A 15,224-nucleotide genomic window follows, 5' to 3' on the forward strand; every position below is an offset into this window, starting at 1 on the left:
CTACGCCCTCCCCGGACGGTCCAGTATGGCCGCTGATGTACGCAGTGTGTACGCCGAGGGGCGACTCCCGGGGCCCATGCGGCGCATCGCTTTCAAGATGTGACCTGGCGGCAGCTGCCAGCGCAGACCTGCGGGGATGGTGCGCAACAGGCGTCCTGTGAGGCGCAAGCGGCGGGTGACGTCCCGCGGGTCGGGAGCGGGTCTGCCGTACAGCCGGTGCGCGTGGTCCGGGAGGGAACCGTACGCGAGGGCGGCGAGCGGCCGCCACAGCAGGTTTCGGCCAGGGACGAGGTATCCGGGGACGGGCGGGGAGCGCAGGAAGTCGTCCACGGCGAGCGCGTCGGCCCCGGCGGCGAGGTCGGGGCGGACCGTCTCGAAGTAGCCGGCGAGAGCGGCCGTATCGGCGGGCACGCCCCTGGGGTCGAGGCCGACGAGGCGGGCGTTGACCCGGTTCTCGTCCACGTAGCGGTCGGCCTGGGCGGGGGTGAGGGGGACGCCGGAGCGGCGCAGGACGTGCAGGAAGCTGTCGATCTGCGCGCAGTGCACCCAGAGCAGCAGGGCGGGGTCGTCGACGGGGAACCGGCGGCCGGTGGCGGGGTCGGTCGCGGACAGCTTGCGGTGGACGGCCCGGACGCGGGCGCCGGCCTGCTCGGCGGCGGCGGTGGTGCCGTAGGTGAGGGTGCCGACGAAGTCCGCGGTGCGCAGCAGCCGCCCCCAGGCCTCCGCGCGGCCCCCTTTGTCCCCGAACGCGGCGCTGTTCTCCATGACGCCGCGGACGGCCCGGGGGTGCAGGGCCTGGAGGTAGAGCGCACGGACCCCGGCGATCCACATCACCGGGTCCCCGTGGCACTGCCACGTCACGGACCCGGGTCCGTACAGCCCGGGATCGGGCCCCTGCCCCTGGTGTGCCGCCGTAGGTGCCATCCCGGTACCTCCTGCTGCCGTGCGGGCGTGGCCGACTGCGCGTCGTCCAGCGTAGCGACGTACGGGCCGGCCGGCAGTACCGGATCGAGCGGGAATTCCCGTGGCACCCCTCTGCCGCGGGCGGCCCGGCCGCCGTCAAGGCGCCCGGGCCGCCCGGGCGTCGGCGGCCGCGCCGGGCCCGGGCGCGGGCGGCGGCAGGGAAGGGAGCTCCGGCAGCAATTCGGTGACGACGAAGGCGATCACGGCGGCGATGATCGCCACGGGCATCACGGCGGAACTGCCCAGCAGCAGGATCACCAGCACCACGCTGCTGACCGGCAGCCGCAGGACGGCGACCGTGGTGGCGGCCATGCCCGCCGCGATGGCGGGCACCACGCCCAGGCCCGGCAGGGGTGACGCCAGAACGCCGGCCGCGGCCCCCAGGAACAGCGCCGGGAAGATGGGGCCGCCGCGCAGGCTGCCCAGGCACAGGGCGTAGGCGGCGCCCTTGAACAGCAGGACCGCGACCAGCGCGCCGACTCCCCAGGCGTGCGGATCGGCGGCCAGCTGGGCCAGCGTCGACTGACCGGACAGCGCGGCCTCCGCCGAGGAACGGCCGGTGATCAGGGCGTAGAGCGCGGCACAGGCGCCGGCGCCCAGCGCGCAGAGCGCCGTGCGCGGCACGGTGCCCCGCGAGACGAACACGGCGACCCGGCGCGCCGCGAACTGCACCGGCCGCATCAGGAGGGCGCAGCCGAGGGCGATGACCACGGCCCAGAGCACGTCCGCCGCGTCCAGGCGCGGGTCCGCCCCGGACACTTTGAGGCCGAGTTTGCCCGTGCCCAGGCCGGTCCAGCGCCCGAAGCCGGTGAAGACCAGGGAGCCGATGCCGCTGGAGAGCAGCGCGGGGAGCATGACCGCGAACAGCCGTGGCCCGCCCACGCCCGTCACCTCGATCAGCAGGACGGCGGCGACCAGCGGGTTGCCGAAGATCGCCGCGATGGCGGCCGCCGCGCCGGCCGAGCCCAGCAACGCGGTGGTCAGCGCACTCGTCGGGGCCCGTGTGAGGTCCCGCAGGAGCAGGGCGAGGCCGCCGCCCAGTGCGATCAGGGGTGCTTCCGGCCCCAGCACGGCGCCGAGCGGCAGGCCCACCGCCGCCGCGGTCAGTACGCCGGGCAGTGCGGCCGGCCTGGTGCCGCCGGTGGCCAGCCCGGCCGCGGGGACGTGGCCGCCGGCCCCGGGGAGGCGGGTGACGACCACACCGACGAGGAACCCGGCCACCGGCAGCAGGAGCAGGGGCCACCACCACGGGGGCCCGCCTTCGCCCAAGGCGTGCGGGAGCGACACCCACACGGCGTGTTCGAGTGCGTGGAGCCCGGCGAGGAACCAGAACGCGACCAGGGACACCGGGATGCCGACGAAGGCGGAGAAGGCGAGGGCTCTGAGGTAGCCGGGAGAGCGCAGGATGGTGCGCAACAGGTCCGCCTCCCGCGGCTGGCCGGCCTCGGCGGCCCCGTCCGGCCGTGGCACCGCTGCCCGCGGCCCTCCGGGTCCCTTCGGTTCCTCCGGTTCCATCGGTTCCGTCATGGCTCCCCGTCCAGTTCGGCGTCGAGCGCGAGGGCTGCGGTGACCAGCGCGAGGTGGGTGAACGCCTGCGGGAAGTTGCCCAGTTGCTCGCCGGTGGGCCCGATCTCCTCGGCGAACAGGCCGACGTGGTTGGCGTAGGTGAGCATCTTGTCGAAGGCGTACCGGGCCTGTTCGACCCGTCCGGCCCGGGCGAGGGCGTACACGTAGAGGAAGGAGCAGAGCGAGAACGTGCCCTCGGAGCCCCTGAGACCGTCCGGTGAGGCGTCGGGGTCGTAGCGGTGGACGAGGCTGTCCGAGACGAGTTCCCGGTCCATGGCGTCCAGGGTGGACAGCCAGCGCGGATCCTTCGGCGGGATGAAGCCGACCAGCGGCATCATCAGCAGCGAGGCGTCCAGGACAGTGCTGTCGTAGTGCTGGACGAACGCCTGGCGCTCCTCGCTCCAGCCCCGGGTCATGATCTGGCCGTGGATGGCGTCACGGACGGCGGTCCAGCGCCGCACGCCGGCCGGGCGGCCGGTGGCCACGGCCTGGCGGACGCCGCGGTCCAGGGCCACCCAGCACATGAGGCGGCTGTAGGTGAAGTCCTTGCTGCCGCCGCGGGTTTCCCAGATGCCGTCGTCGGGACGGTCCCAGTGGTCACAGAGCCAGTCGAGCAGGGTGGCGGAGCTCCGCCAGTCGTCGTAGCCGACCACGTCGGGGGTCCGGCCCGTCTGGGCGAGGGCGTAGACCGCCTCGCCGTAGATGTCGAGCTGCAGTTGGCCGACGGCGCCGTTGCCCGCGCGTACGGGGGCGGAGCCGCGCCAGCCCGTCAGGTGCCCGAGGACCTCCTCCGGCAGGTGCGGGTCACCGTCGACGCGGTACATGATCTGCAGTGGCTCGCCGCCGGGTGCTCCGCCGTCCCGGAACCGGTCGGCGAGCCAGCCGCGGAAGGCGTTCGCCTCCTCGGTGAACCCGAGGTCGCGCATGACCCGGACGGCGAGGGAGGCGTCCCGGACCCAGGTGTACCGGTAGTCCCAGTTGCGCTCCCCGCCCTCCTGCTCGGGCAGCCCCATGGTCGCCGCGGCGATGGGGGCGCCCGTCGGCCCGTACGTCAGGAGCTTGAGGGTGATCGCGGAGCGGTTGACGATCTGCTGCCAGCGGCCGCGGTAGCGGCAGCGCCCGGTCCACCGGTGCCAGAAGCGGTTCAGGTCGGTGAACTCCCGTGTCACGTCCAGCGCGTCCACCGGCGGTGGGGCCTCGCCTCCGGCGTCACACACAGTCAGGACGGCGGCCGCGCGTTCGCCCGCCGCCAGTGCCACCGTCGCGCGCACGTCGTCACCGTCGGCCCGTAGCGGCACCGGGCCGACGGCCTGCAGGTGGGCGGTGATGCCGGGCCCGTCGAAACGTGCGGCCCGGCCGTCCAGGGTCAGGGCGTGGTGCGCACGGCCGTAGTCGAAGCGCGGCCGGCACGCCAGGGCGAAGCGCATCGAGCCGCGTACCACGCGCATGACCCGCACCACCTGGTGCCGGTCGGTGGGGGTCGGCCCTTCGCGGACGGGCATGAAGTCGACCACCTCACCGACTCCTTCGGGGGTGAGGAAGCGGGTGATCAGGACGGCGGTGTCGGCGAGGTAGAGCTGGCGGGTGACGACGCCCTCCCCGCCGGCCGGGCCGGCGTCGTCCGGGGGCTGCGCGGTGATGGCGAAGTACCCGCCGCGGTCGTGGTCGAGCAGCCCGGCGAAGACGCTGGGAGAGTCGAAACGGGGAGAGCAGAACCAGTCCAGCACGCCCTCGGATGAAACGAGGGCACAGGTCTGCAGGTCGCCGATCAGGCCGTGTCCGGCGATCGGCGGGTACGGGCGCGTCATGCGACCGCCTCCCAGGACCGCCCCGCAGCCCGCGCCGACACCGCCCGTGGTCGGGGTCGCGCGCCCGTACGAGCGGACCGCCTCGCGTCCTTCATGGCCGGTCCCCTTGACGTGGTGGCCTCGGATGTGGGGTCCCCCGACGGACGTGGCCTCCGGCAGACCCATTCTCCCGTCCCCGCGCCGTGATCGCCACGCAGGCGGGCGGGGGGCGGCGGCCCCGTGCGCCGCCGCGGTCACGGGCTTCCGGGCCGCCCGTCCCCGACGGCTCCTGGTCGACCAGCGCGTACAGGCCGGACACCACGGCGCCGCGCCGCCGCCCTGTACCTCGAACGCTGAGCGCACCGAAGCCCTGACAGACTTCCTCCACGCCTACGACCACCACCGCTGCCACACCGCACTCGCAGGCAAGCCCCCGATCAGCCGTGTGAACAACGTTGCGGATCAATACACCTAGCGGCGGACGCGGGGCATGCCGAGGCCGATCCAGGAGATGATCTCGCGCTGGATCTCGTTGTTGCCGCCGCCGAAGGTGAAGATCACGGCGCTGCGGTAGCCGCGTTCGAGTTCGCCGTGCAGGACCGCGCCCGCCGAGCCGTCCTTGAGGGAGCCGGCCGCGCCGACCACCTCCATCAGCCAGGCGTAGGCGTCCCGGCGGGCTTCCGAGCCGTAGACCTTGACGGCGGAGGCGTCCTGGGGGGTGAGCGTGCCGGACTGGACGGCGCCCACCATCTGCCAGTTGAGGAGCTTCATCGCGTCGAGCCGGGCGTGGGTGCGGGCGAGGCGGCCGCGGACCCAGGAGAGGTCGATGACCCGGCGGCCGTCGGCCAGTCTGGTCTCCGCCGCCCAGCGCTGGACGTCGTGCAGGGCCCGGATGGCCATCGTGCCGTGGGCGGCGAGGGTGACGCGTTCGTGGTTGAGCTGGTTGGTGATCAGCCGCCACCCCTGGTTCTCCCGGCCGACGCGCCGGCTCGCCGGGACCCGGATGTTCTCGTAGTAGCTGGCCGTGGTGTCGTGCGAGGCGAGGGTGTTGATCAGGGTGCACGAGTAGCCCGGGTCGGAGGTCGGCACCAGGAGCATGCTGATGCCCTTGTGGGCCGGAGCGTCCGGGTCGGTGCGGACCGCGAGCCAGACCCAGTCGGCCGTGTCGCCGTTGGTGGTCCAGATCTTCTGGCCGTTGACCACGTACGTGCCGGTCTCCTCGTCGCCTTCCCGTACCGCCTTGCACGTGAGCGCGGCGAGGTCGGTGCCGGCGTCGGGTTCGCTGTAGCCGATGGCGAAGTCGATCTCGCCGGAGAGGATGCGGGGCAGGAAGTACGCCTTCTGCTCGTCCGTGCCGAACTGCATGAGCGTCGGCCCGACGGTGTTCAGCGCCATCAGCGGCAGCGGCACGACGGCCTGCGCCGCCTCGTCGAAGAAGATGAACTGGTCCATGGGCGACATCCCGCGCCCGCCGTACTCCTCGGGCCAGCCGACCCCGAGCCAGCCATCGGCCCCGAGGCGGCGGATGGTCTCGCGGTAGAAGCGCTTCTGGGCGGCGGGGTCCTGGTAGCGGGCGTAGACGTCCTGCGGGACCAGCTCGGCGAAGTAGGCGCGCAGCTCGCTGCGCAACCGCTCCTGCTCAGGCGTGTATTCGAGGTGCACGGCCCCTCCGGGTCTCTCGCGGTCCGTCCGTCGGCGGAGGCAGAGTAGAACCTGTTACAAGAATCCGGAAGGGCGGCGGCGGACGGGACGGGGTCAGCCGAGGACGGCGATCATCGCCGCGGCGGTCGCCGCCATCGCGGCGCGGGCGGCCGTCAGGTACGGGCGGGGATCCGCCGGGGTGAGGTGGGCGCGGATGGCTCCGGTCATGGCCACGTTCAGCGCGGTACCGATGTTGACCTTGCGGATGCCACCCGCGACGGCCGCCGCGAGTTCGGCGTCCGGGAGCCCCGACGAGCCGTGGAGGACGAGCGGGACCTCCACCGCCTTGGCCAGGCGGGCCAGCAGCCCGTGGTCCAGGGAGGCCGTCCGGCTGGTCATGGCGTGGCTGCTGCCGATGGCGACGGCCAGCGCGTCCACCCCCGAGTCGGCGACGAACCGCCGCGCCTCGTCCGGATCGGTACGGGCGCCCGGCGCGTGCGGATCCAGCGGCGCGGCGCCGTTCTTGCCGCCGACCTCCCCGAGCTCCGCCTCGATCCACAGGCCGTTGGCGTGGGCCCAGTCGGCGGCGGAACGGGTGGCCTCCAGGTTCTCGGCGTAGGGCAGGTGCGCCGCGTCGTACATCACCGACCCGAAGCCCGCGTCGACGGCCTGCCGCAGCAGCTCGGAACTCTTCACGTGGTCGAGGTGCAGCCCCACCGGCACGCCCGCCGCCTCGGCGCACGCGCAGGCCGCCCGGGCGATGGGGAGCAGCCGGCCGGACCGGAACTTCACCGCGTTCTCGCTCAGTTGCAGGATGACCGGCAGACCGATCCGCTCGGCGCCCTCGATGACCGCCTCGGCGTGCTCCAGCGTGATGATGTTGAAGGCGGCGACGGCGCGGCCCGCTGCGGCCGCCTCCGTCACGAGCGCGCCCGCCGGTACGAGGCTCATCGGACCGCCTCCTCGCCCGCCGCAAGGATCACGGACCGGGTCAGGTGCCGGGGCGCGTCCGGGTCGAGGCCCCGGTGGGCGGCGACGGCGAGGGCCAGCCGGTGGACCCGTACCAGCTCGGCGAGGGGGTCGAGCCGCCCGGCGACCCACTCGGCGCCGGTCGCCAGGACCTGCTCGGCGAGCCCCTCGGGGGTCCCGCCCAGGGACCAGGTGACGGTTCCGGGCCCGGTGACGCTGATCGGTCCGTGCCGGTATTCCATCGCCGGGTAGGACTCGGCCCAGGAGAGCGACGCCTCGCGCATCTTGAGCGCGGCCTCGTTCGCCAGGCCGACGCTCCATCCGCGCCCGAGGAAGGTGAACTGCCCCCGGTCCTCCAGGCCTTCGGGCAGGGGTTCGGCGAGCGCGGTGCGGGCGTCCGCGACGACGGCCGGGCCGTGCGCGCCGAGGTGCGCGCGCAGCAGCGTCAGGGCCGTGGTGGCGAACCGGGTCTGTACGACGGACCGTTCGTCGGCGAAGTCCAGTACGACGAGTTCGTCCGCGAGGGACGTCGCGGGGGTGGCCGGGTCGCCGATGACGGCGGTGGTCGCCACCCCGGCGTCCCGCAGGCCGGCCAGCAGGTCGAGCACCTCGGTGGTCGTCCCGGACCGGGTCAGCGCCACCACCCGGTCGTAGCGCCGGTGGCGGGGGAACTCCGAGGCGGGGAAGGCGTCGGTCTCGCCCTGTCCGGCCTCCTCCCGCAGGGCGGCGGCCGCCTGGGCCATGTAGTACGAGGTCCCGCAGCCGACGATCGCGGTCCGCTCCCCCGGCTGCGGCAGCACCGTCCGGCGCGCGGGGGCCAGTTCGGCGGCCCGCTCCCAGCACGCGGGCTGCGTGGCCAGTTCGTGCGCGACATGACTCATACGGGCTCCCTGGGGCTGTGCCGTCCGGTTGCGGTTGCGTGTTCCTGCACGGTATCGGGCTGTTTCACGCAACTTCAAGCATCTGCCGGACGATCGTCTGGGTTAATCTCAAGCCGAGGGCCGAGGGCCGAAGGACGGGCCGGGAAAGTGGGAGTGGGGCCATGACCCGCAAGGAACGCTGGCAGAGACTGCTGGATCTGCTGGTGGAGCGGGGCGGGCTGGAGGTGGAGCCGGCCGCCGAGGTCCTCGGTGTGTCCGCCGCGACCATCCGGCGCGACCTCGACCAGCTGGCCGAGCAGCAGATGCTGGTCCGTACGCGCGGTGGCGCCGTTCCGCACGGGGTCTCGTACGAACTGCCGCTCCGCTACCGCACCTCCCGCCGGGCCGCCGAGAAGGGCCGGATCAGCGAGGCGGTGGCGGCGCTCATCGCCCCCGGCGAGGTGATCGGGCTGACGGGCGGGACGACGACCACCGAGGTCGCCCGGGCCCTCGCCGCCCGCCCGGACCTCGCCACCGGCTCGCCGGCCCTGACCGTGGTCACCAATGCCCTCAACATCGCGGGCGAGCTGGTGATCCGCCCGCAGTTCAAGATCGTGCTGACGGGCGGGGTGGCCCGGCCGCAGTCGTACGAACTCACCGGCCCGCTGGCGCAGCAGGTGCTGGGGCAGCTCAGCATGGACACCGCCGTCGTGGGCGTCGACGCCTTCGACCCGGCGGACGGCGCGGCCACCCGGCACGAGGACGAGGCCGCGATGAACCGGCTGCTGTGCGAGCGGGCCCGGCGGGTGGTGATCGCGGCGGATTCCAGCAAGCTGGGCGTACGCGCCTTCGCCCGCATCTGCGCGACCGATGCCGTGGACGTCCTGGTGACGGACACGGGCCTGCCGGAACCGGTCGCTGAGGCGTTCACCGCGGCGGGCGTGGAGGTCCGCCGGGTCTGAGGCGGGGCCGGGATACCGGCGCCGGCCCGGCCGGGGCGGGCCGCGTACTCCGCGCTGCCGATACCGGTCGGCGGCCGAGCCTCGATCGCGCGAGCGGCGGCCCCCAGCAACGGGCGGAGCCGAGCAGCCTGGGCCGGCGTGACCGCGCTGGTGGGCGGCGGATGGCGGCGCCCGGAGCCCAGGCAGACGGGGCATCCCCCGGAGCCCCCGCGGCTCCTCCCGGCCGCCGCCGGCTGACCGGCCCGGCCGGCGGCCCGAACGCGCACGGCGCGCACGCGCAGTGCCCCTGGACCCGGCGGCCCCCGACGAGCCGGCGGCCGGCGCGACCGTGACGGACCGGCGGTTAGGGGCAGCCGGGCCGGCCGCGGCGCCGACGCGCAGCCGGATGGACGCCGCTGCCTGGTATGCCCAGCGGCCCCGCACGTGGCCGCTGCGGACCCGCAGCAACGGGCTCCCTGCGGGGGGCTGCCGGGCTCCCTGGACTCCGACGCTGGCCGGCCCGATCCGCGGCGCGAGCGGTCCAGGTGGCGGGTGGGGACGCCCGCCAGGCCCCACGGCCGGGCACGTGGGCGTCGCGGACCGGCGGTTGAGGGCAACCGGCCGGGCCGGCCGCGGCGCCGACGCGCAGCCGGATGGACGCCGCCGCCCGAGGTCCGGGGACGGGCGGCCCCAGCGGCCGCGCAGGCGGCCATCGCGGACCCGCGGTAACAGGCCCGGCCGGCGCGCCCCAGCCGGGGAGACTGCCGCGGATCGCCCGGACACCGCCGCCTGGCCGGTCCGGTCGATGGCGCGCGCGGTAGAGGGGACGGGCGGGCCCCACGGACGCGCACGCAGCCCACTCGGACCGGCGGTTAGGGGCAGCCGGGCCGGCCGCGGCGCCGCTGCCTGGCCGGTCCGGGCGGCAGCGCGCGTTCGAGGGGGCGGTTGGGTGCAGCGGCCGCGCAGGCGGCCATCGCGGACCCGCGGTAACAGGCCCCCGGGCGCGGCTCCCTCCCAGCCGCGGGAACCGCCCCGGACCCCCAGCGGGCCGGGGCAGGTGGGGAAGGGCCGCCAGGCCTTCCGGACGCGGACCTGGCCGGGACGGGCCCGGCGGCGGGGCATCCGCCGGGGCTGCGGTCAGTGGGTCGGGACGCGTTCCGCCTCGCGGGACAGGGCGGCCAGGACCGGGGCGATCAAGGGATGGGTTTCCGCGCCCCGGCGGGTGGCCGCGAAGACGCGGCGGGTGGCGGCCGGGCCGGCGACCGGGCGGACCTGGACCTCCTTGAGGTCCATGCCGCGCAGCGCGGAGCGCGGGACCAGGGCGACGCCCGCGCCCGCCCCCACCAGGGCCGTCACGGCGCGGAAGTCGTCGGAGGAGTGCGCGAAGCGGGGCTGGAACCCGGCCAGTTCGCAGGCGAGCAGCGTCACGTCGTGGCACGGGTTGCCGGGGTACTGGCCCACCCAGTCCGAGTCGGACAGTTCCGCGAGCGACACGGCGGGCAGGCCGGCCAGCGGGTGCCCCACCGGCAGGACCGCGTCGAAGGGCTCCGCGTACAGCGGGAGCACGGACAGCCTGCCGTCGTCCGCGCCGGGGGCGCCCCGGTACTCCACCGCCAGGGCCAGGTCCGCCTCGCCGTCCAGCAGCAGCGGCAGGCTCTGGTCGCCCTCCGCGTCGCGCACCCGCAACCGGATGCCCGGGTGGTCCGCGGCCAGCCGGGCGATGGCCGGCGCCAGTACCTCGGCGATGCCGGTGGCGAAGGCGGCCACCGTGACCTCGCCCGCCGAACCGCCCGCGTAGGCGGCCAGTTCGGCTTCCGCGCGCTCCAGCTGGGCCAGCACCTCGTGGGTGTGGCGGAGGAGGATCTCCCCGGCGGCGGTGAGGCGGACGCCCCGGCCGCTGCGGGTCAGCAGGGCGTGCCCGGTCTCCTGCTCCAGTGCCGCGAGCTGCTGCGAGACGGCGGAGGGGGTCAGGTACAGGGCTGCGGCCGCGGCGGTCACCGTACGGTGGTCCGCCACGGCCCGCAGGACACGCAGCCGGCGGGGGTCGATCACCCCGCCATTGTCTCAGGCCCCAGCCGCCTCGGGCCCCGCCCGCCGCAGCCCCCGGCCGGGGCCTCAGGCCCCGGCGGTCGCCAGCGCCGCGCGGGCGTCGACGAAGGCGGCCACCGCGCGCTCGACGTCCGCCGTCGAGTGGGCGGCCGACAGCTGGACGCGGATGCGGGCCGCGCCCATCGGCACCACCGGGTAGGAGAAGCCGATCACGTACACGCCGCGCTCCAGCAGGAGTTCGGCCATGCGCGCCGCCTCCGCCGCGTCGCCGATCATCACGGGGGCGATGGCGTGGTCCCCGGGCAGTACCTCGAACCCGGCCGCGGTCATCTTCGTACGGAACAGTTCGGTGTTGGCGGCGAGCTGCTCGCGCAGGTCGCCCGCGGACTCCAGCAGGTCCAGGACCTTGAGGGAGGCGGCCGCGATGACCGGGGCGAGGGAGTTGGAGAAGAGGTACGGGCGCGAGCGCTGGCGCAGCAGTTCCACGATCTCGGCGCGGGCCGCGACGTAGCCGCCGGAGGCGCCGCCGAGGGCCTTGCCGAGGGTGCCGGTGATGATGTCGACGCGGTCCATGACGCCGTGCAGCTCCGGGGTGCCCCGGCCGCCGGGGCCGACGAAGCCGACGGCGTGCGAGTCGTCCACCATGACCATGGCGTCGTAGCGCTCGGCCAGGTCGCAGATCTCGGCGAGCGGGGCGACGTAGCCGTCCATCGAGAAGACGCCGTCGGTGACGATCAGGCGGCGCCGGGCGTCCTGGGTGTCCTTGAGCCGGGTCTCCAGCTCCGCGAGGTCGCGGTTCGCGTAACGGTAGCGGCGGGCCTTGGAGAGGCGGATGCCGTCGATGATCGAGGCGTGGTTGAGGGCGTCGGAGATCACCGCGTCCTCGGCACCGAGCAGGGTCTCGAAGACGCCGCCGTTGGCGTCGAAGCAGGAGGAGTAGAGGATCGTGTCCTCCTGGCCGAGGAACGCCGAGAGGCGGGCCTCCAGTTCCTTGTGCACCTCCTGGGTGCCGCAGATGAAGCGGACCGAGGCCATGCCGTAGCCCCAGCGGTCCAGCGCGTCCTTGGCGGCGGCGACCACCTCGGGGTGGTCGGCGAGCCCGAGGTAGTTGTTGGCGCAGAAGTTCAGGACCTCCCCGGCGGAGCCGCCGGAGGTGACGGCGACGGACGCGCTCTGCGGGGTGCCGATGACGCGCTCGGGCTTGTGCAGACCGGCGGACCGGATCTCGTCGAGGGTGGTGCGCAGGTCGGCGCGGACGGTCTCGAACATGGGGTGGTGCTCTCTTTCTCCTGGTCGGCGGAGGGAGGGGGGCCGGGCCCCGCGGGGCGGGCGGGTGCAGGACCGGGCCGGAGGGGGATGGTCCGGGGACACCGCGGACGGCGCTGCCGCCGTCCCGGTCCCCGGCGGCGGTCAGGCCGTCCAGTCCAGGATGATCTTGCCGCTGCGCGCGGTCGACGCCTCGTCGAAGGCGGCCTGGAAGTCGGTGTGGGAGTAGCGGCCGGTGATGACGGGGCTGAGGTCCAGGCCGCCCTCGAGCAGTACGGTCATCGCGTACCAGGTCTCGAACATCTCGCGGCCGTAGATGCCCTTGATGGTGATCATCGAGGTGACGACCTTGGCCCAGTCGACGGGGAACTCCTGGGCGGGCAGGCCCAGCATGGCGATCCGGCCGCCGTGCGTCATGTTGTCGATCATGTCGCGCATCGCCTCGGGGCGGCCGGACATCTCCAGGCCGACGTCGAAGCCCTCGCGCAGGCCCAGCTGCGCCTGCGCGTCGGCGATGGTCGACTCCCGCACGTCCAGGGCGAGCGTGGCGCCGGCCTTGCGGGCGATGTCGAGGCGCTCGGGGCTGACGTCGGTGATGACGACGTTGCGGGCACCGGCGTGCCGGGCCACGGCCGCCGCCATGATGCCGATCGGGCCGGCGCCGGTGATCAGGACGTCCTCGCCCACCAGCGGGAAGGACAGCGCGGTGTGCACGGCGTTGCCGAACGGGTCGAAGATGGCCGCCACGTCCAGGTCCACGGCGGTCCGGTGCACCCACACGTTCTGTGCGGGCAGCACCACGTACTCGGCGAACGCGCCGTCGCGCCCGACACCGAGCCCGACCGTGCTGCGGCACAGGTGGCGGCGGCCGGCGAGGCAGTTGCGGCACTTGCCGCACACCAGGTGGCCCTCGCCGCTGACCAGCGCGCCGATCTCGATGTCCCGGACGTCGGCGCCGAGGGCGGCGACCTCGCCGACGAACTCGTGTCCCAGTACGAGGGGCGTCCTGACGGCGCCCTGCGCCCAGCCGTCCCAGGCCCGGATGTGCAGGTCGGTCCCGCAGATACCGGTCCGCAGCACCTTGATCAGCACGTCGCCGGGGCCGTACTCGGGCTCGGGAACGTCCATGAGCCACAGCCCGGGTTCGGCCTTGTGCTTGACGAGTGCCTTCATGGGGTGGCTCCAGGCATGCGAAGGGGGCCGTCGCGAGCGTGCGGGCCCGCGCGGTGTCGTTCGGTGACGGGACCAATCTGCCGAGCGGCCCGGTGATCGGTCCATCGAGACTTTCTTAAGCGGGTCGACAGCGCAGCTTCACGCCTATGCTCCTCAGGTGACGGGGCGGGGCCGGCCGGGACCGGGCCGGGAGCAGGGGAACGGGGAGGTGGGGGGCGTGCCGAGTCTGCGCAGCAGGGCGCTGTCGGTCGCGCTGATCGCGACGGGACGGCGAAGACGGTTCGCGAGCGCCGAGGCGGTACGCGTCAGGGTCGCGCACAGCGCCCGGCGGCCCGCGTCGCACGTGCCGCCGCGCTCCCTCGGGCGGATCGCCGAGGTCTCGCGGGCCTTCGTCGGGGCCTGGCCGGTGTACGACATCTCGCCGCGCGGCACGGAACCGGTGGCCCAGGTGCTCTACGTGCACGGTGGCGCGTACATCAACGAGCTGGTCCGGCCGCACTGGTCGATGGTCCGCACCCTGGTCGGCCGGGCCCGCGCCCGCGTCGTCGTCCCGGCGTACATCCTGGCCCCGCGCGGGACCGCCGACCGGAACGTGCCGGTCGCCGCCGACCTGCTGAGCGGCCTCATCGAGAGCGGCGGCGCGGGCGGGACGGTACTGATCGGGGACTCCGCGGGGGCCGGTCTGGCACTGGCCGCCGCGCAGCGGCTGCGGGACCGCACCGGCGCGCAGCCGTCCCGGATCGTGCTGATCTCGCCCTGGCTGGACGTGACGATGAGCCATCCCGAGCAGCCGGGCATCGAGCGGGCCGACCCGCTGCTGGCCCGGCCCGGGCTGGCCGAGGCCGGGCGGCTGTACGCGGGCACCCTGGCCGCCGACGACCCCAGGGTGTCCCCGCTGCACGGCTCCTTCACCGGCCTGGCGCCGCTGACGGTGTTCACCGGCACCAGGGACGTGCTGAGCACCGACAGCCGGGAGCTGCTGCGGCGGGCCGGGGCGGACGGCGTGGAGGTGGAGTTCCACGAGGCGCCGGGGCTGCCGCACGGCTACCCGCTGCTGCCGGTCCCGGAGGGGCGGGCGGCCCGTGACCGGATCGTGGACCTGGTCAGGGCCGCCGCGGAGCTGTGAGGGGCCCCTGGGTGTCCCCGGCCTGATGCGCGGACGGCGGCTCGGCCCGGGCGGCCACCACGTCACCGGCCGCACGCTCAGGCCAGGCAGGTCATCAGCGAGCTGACCGGCCGGGCCCGGTAGGCCGCCCAGAAGGCCTCGTCGCGTTCCGCGTCGGGCGGTGGGGTGCGTACGGGCTGCCAGCCGGCCGTGGTGAAGCCGGCCTCCACCGCCGCTTCGCAGAAATCGGCGTGCGTCCAGGCGCGGAACTCGAAGTGCGCGTCCGGCCTGCTGACGAACTGGGCCCGGACCAGCGGGGCCTCGGGGTGCGGTTCGCGCTCCAGGACGCGTACCCCGTAAGGGGACCAGTCCGGGCACGGAAAGGCTCCCGGGTTCGGCACGATGGCCAGCAGCCGGCCCCCGGGGCGCAGGTTGGACCGTACGGACCGGAACAGGGCGTGCAGTGCCTGGCGGTCGGGGGCCTGGTTGAACAGGTAGACGGCGGTGGCCAGGTCGAAGGGGCCGAGCTGCGGCATCCCGGCGGCGTCGGCGACGACGTACTCGATCCGGGCGTCGTGGTGGGTCTCGCGGGCCCGGCGGATCCGGTCGGGGCAGCTGTCCACGCCCACCGTCCGCCGGGCCCCGCCGCTCGCCAGCAGCCTGGCGGTGCCGCCGTGCCCGCAGGGCAGGTCGAGGGCGTCGAGCCCGCGTACTCCGCCGAGCGCGTCCAGCGCGCTGCGCAGGGTGAGGGCGTCGGCCGCCGAGAAGGCGGGCGGGGGCGTCGACGTGTCGTGCTGCTGCTGCATGCCGCAAGCCTCCCCGGCGGCTGCCCGGCCGACAGCCGTCAGGCGCGGACCGTCCCCCGCACGGGGGAGGCGTTCGGGTCAGTCGGTGCGGCGTACGG

The 15,224-nt window shown here is 74.8% G+C and carries 12 protein-coding genes and 1 pseudogene; 3 read left to right on the plus strand and 10 right to left on the minus strand.

Annotation, left to right across the window (positions count from 1 at the left end):
* The 3 genes from ACWGH1_RS01150 to ACWGH1_RS01160 form a co-directional block, all read right to left on the minus strand.
* A complete protein-coding gene (locus ACWGH1_RS01150) occupies window positions 1–924 on the minus strand; it encodes an oxygenase MpaB family protein (protein ID WP_453357586.1) in 924 nt (307 codons plus the stop codon).
* A 135-nt stretch (window positions 925–1,059) separates the two neighbouring features.
* Window positions 1,060–2,490: a chloride channel protein gene (locus ACWGH1_RS01155; RefSeq protein ID WP_453408312.1), complete on the minus strand. Its 1,431-nt coding sequence runs from the start codon at window positions 2,488–2,490 to the stop codon at window positions 1,060–1,062.
* Window positions 2,487–4,337, minus strand: coding sequence for a glycoside hydrolase family 15 protein (locus tag ACWGH1_RS01160; RefSeq protein ID WP_453355483.1), 1,851 nt, complete (start codon window positions 4,335–4,337; stop codon window positions 2,487–2,489). The genes ACWGH1_RS01155 and ACWGH1_RS01160 overlap by 4 nt, the downstream gene beginning before the upstream one ends.
* A 316-nt stretch (window positions 4,338–4,653) precedes the next feature.
* On the opposite strand from ACWGH1_RS01160, the pseudogene ACWGH1_RS01165 reads away from it, so the two are divergent.
* Window positions 4,654–4,791 (plus strand): annotated as a pseudogene (locus ACWGH1_RS01165) (IS481 family transposase); the annotation flags it as partial.
* Here the strand turns inward: ACWGH1_RS01165 and ACWGH1_RS01170 are convergent.
* From ACWGH1_RS01170 to ACWGH1_RS01180, 3 genes are all read right to left on the minus strand, one after another.
* The gene (locus tag ACWGH1_RS01170) at window positions 4,788–5,978 is read right to left on the minus strand and encodes an acyl-CoA dehydrogenase family protein (protein WP_453355482.1); all 1,191 of its coding nucleotides are present in this window, start codon (window positions 5,976–5,978) and stop codon (window positions 4,788–4,790) included. The pseudogene ACWGH1_RS01165 and the gene ACWGH1_RS01170 sit on opposite strands and share 4 nt — an antisense overlap.
* Before the next feature lie 93 nt (window positions 5,979–6,071).
* On the minus strand, window positions 6,072–6,908 hold the full coding sequence (locus tag ACWGH1_RS01175; RefSeq protein ID WP_453355481.1) for a class II fructose-bisphosphate aldolase: 837 nt from the start codon (window positions 6,906–6,908) through the stop codon (window positions 6,072–6,074).
* The gene (locus tag ACWGH1_RS01180) at window positions 6,905–7,807 is read right to left on the minus strand and encodes an SIS domain-containing protein (RefSeq protein WP_453408313.1); all 903 of its coding nucleotides are present in this window, start codon (window positions 7,805–7,807) and stop codon (window positions 6,905–6,907) included. The genes ACWGH1_RS01175 and ACWGH1_RS01180 overlap by 4 nt, the downstream gene beginning before the upstream one ends.
* 161 nt (window positions 7,808–7,968) lie before the next feature.
* Between ACWGH1_RS01180 and ACWGH1_RS01185 the strand changes: the two genes are divergently transcribed.
* Window positions 7,969–8,748, plus strand: coding sequence for a DeoR/GlpR family DNA-binding transcription regulator (locus ACWGH1_RS01185; protein WP_453357543.1), 780 nt, complete (start codon window positions 7,969–7,971; stop codon window positions 8,746–8,748).
* A gap of 1,116 nt (window positions 8,749–9,864) precedes the next feature.
* On the opposite strand, the gene ACWGH1_RS01190 is transcribed toward ACWGH1_RS01185, so the two are convergent.
* The 3 genes from ACWGH1_RS01190 to tdh all read right to left on the minus strand — a co-directional run bounded on the left by ACWGH1_RS01190 (window position 9,865) and on the right by tdh (window position 13,215).
* A complete protein-coding gene (locus tag ACWGH1_RS01190) occupies window positions 9,865–10,779 on the minus strand; it encodes a LysR substrate-binding domain-containing protein (protein ID WP_453353986.1) in 915 nt (304 codons plus the stop codon).
* Window positions 10,780–10,842: 63 nt separating this feature from the next.
* On the minus strand, window positions 10,843–12,045 hold the full coding sequence (locus ACWGH1_RS01195) for a glycine C-acetyltransferase (RefSeq protein ID WP_329193030.1): 1,203 nt from the start codon (window positions 12,043–12,045) through the stop codon (window positions 10,843–10,845).
* 141 nt (window positions 12,046–12,186) lie between these two features.
* Window positions 12,187–13,215 carry an L-threonine 3-dehydrogenase gene (gene tdh, locus ACWGH1_RS01200; RefSeq protein WP_453353987.1) on the minus strand — a complete coding sequence of 343 codons (1,029 nt, stop codon included), beginning with the start codon at window positions 13,213–13,215 and terminating at the stop codon, window positions 12,187–12,189.
* Window positions 13,216–13,432: 217 nt separating this feature from the next.
* Here tdh and ACWGH1_RS01205 point away from each other — a divergent pair, with 217 nt between their 5' ends.
* A complete protein-coding gene (locus ACWGH1_RS01205) occupies window positions 13,433–14,341 on the plus strand; it encodes an alpha/beta hydrolase fold domain-containing protein (RefSeq protein WP_453353988.1) in 909 nt (302 codons plus the stop codon).
* 77 nt (window positions 14,342–14,418) lie between these two features.
* Here ACWGH1_RS01205 and ACWGH1_RS01210 read toward each other — a convergent pair whose 3' ends face one another.
* On the minus strand, window positions 14,419–15,126 hold the full coding sequence (locus ACWGH1_RS01210; protein WP_453353989.1) for a class I SAM-dependent methyltransferase: 708 nt from the start codon (window positions 15,124–15,126) through the stop codon (window positions 14,419–14,421).
* Window positions 15,127–15,224 lie beyond the last annotated feature (98 nt).

The sequence above is a fragment of the Streptomyces sp. NPDC054883 genome, from assembly GCF_053610645.1.

Excerpts from the sequence above, each read along its gene's own strand:
- ACWGH1_RS01155 (WP_453408312.1), bottom strand. The coding sequence starts at position 2,490 with ATGACGGAACCGATGGAACCGGAGGAACCGAAGGGACCCGGAGGGCCG.
- ACWGH1_RS01160 (WP_453355483.1), bottom strand. The coding sequence starts at position 4,337 with ATGACGCGCCCGTACCCGCCGATCGCCGGACACGGCCTGATCGGCGAC.
- ACWGH1_RS01210 (WP_453353989.1), bottom strand. The coding sequence starts at position 15,126 with ATGCAGCAGCAGCACGACACGTCGACGCCCCCGCCCGCCTTCTCGGCG.
- ACWGH1_RS01175 (WP_453355481.1), bottom strand. The coding sequence starts at position 6,908 with ATGAGCCTCGTACCGGCGGGCGCGCTCGTGACGGAGGCGGCCGCAGCG.
- ACWGH1_RS01195 (WP_329193030.1), bottom strand. The coding sequence starts at position 12,045 with ATGTTCGAGACCGTCCGCGCCGACCTGCGCACCACCCTCGACGAGATC.
- ACWGH1_RS01180 (WP_453408313.1), bottom strand. The coding sequence starts at position 7,807 with ATGAGTCATGTCGCGCACGAACTGGCCACGCAGCCCGCGTGCTGGGAG.
- tdh (WP_453353987.1), bottom strand. The coding sequence starts at position 13,215 with ATGAAGGCACTCGTCAAGCACAAGGCCGAACCCGGGCTGTGGCTCATG.
- ACWGH1_RS01150 (WP_453357586.1), bottom strand. The coding sequence starts at position 924 with ATGGCACCTACGGCGGCACACCAGGGGCAGGGGCCCGATCCCGGGCTG.
- ACWGH1_RS01185 (WP_453357543.1), top strand. The coding sequence starts at position 7,969 with ATGACCCGCAAGGAACGCTGGCAGAGACTGCTGGATCTGCTGGTGGAG.